Source organism: Streptococcus suis, from assembly GCF_002964045.1.
In the GTDB taxonomy this organism is placed as follows: domain Bacteria; phylum Bacillota; class Bacilli; order Lactobacillales; family Streptococcaceae; genus Streptococcus; species Streptococcus suis_U.
This window is the reverse complement of sequence record NZ_POPB01000589.1, coordinates 1-306: the sequence shown is the minus strand read 5'-3', so window position 1 is coordinate 306 and position 306 is coordinate 1. Positions and strand designations below refer to the sequence as shown.

The following is a 306-nucleotide window of genomic DNA, read 5'->3' as shown; positions in this document are numbered from 1 at the left end:
TCAATTATTTTGTACCGAACAAGCGGTCACCTGCATCTCCCAAACCTGGTACAATGTAGCCTTTTTCATTGAGTTTTTCATCCAAAGCTGCTGTGTAAATATCAATGTCTGGATGTGCATCTTGAAGAGCTTTTACACCTTCTGGAGCTGAAACAAGAGCAACAAATTTGATATTTGAAGCACCACGTTTTTTCAATGAATCAACTGCAAGAATAGCTGAACCACCTGTAGCAAGCATTGGGTCAACTACAAAAATATGACGTTGATCAATATCTTCTGGTAATTTCACAAGATACTCAACGGGTT

General features: G+C 38.6%; 1 protein-coding gene. It reads right to left on the bottom strand.

Going from position 1 to position 306, the window contains the following annotated elements:
* Positions 1–4: 4 nt before the first annotated feature.
* Positions 5–306: uracil phosphoribosyltransferase (upp, locus tag C1E99_RS13025; RefSeq protein WP_105207744.1), on the bottom strand; the 302-nt coding region annotated here is incomplete at its 5' end.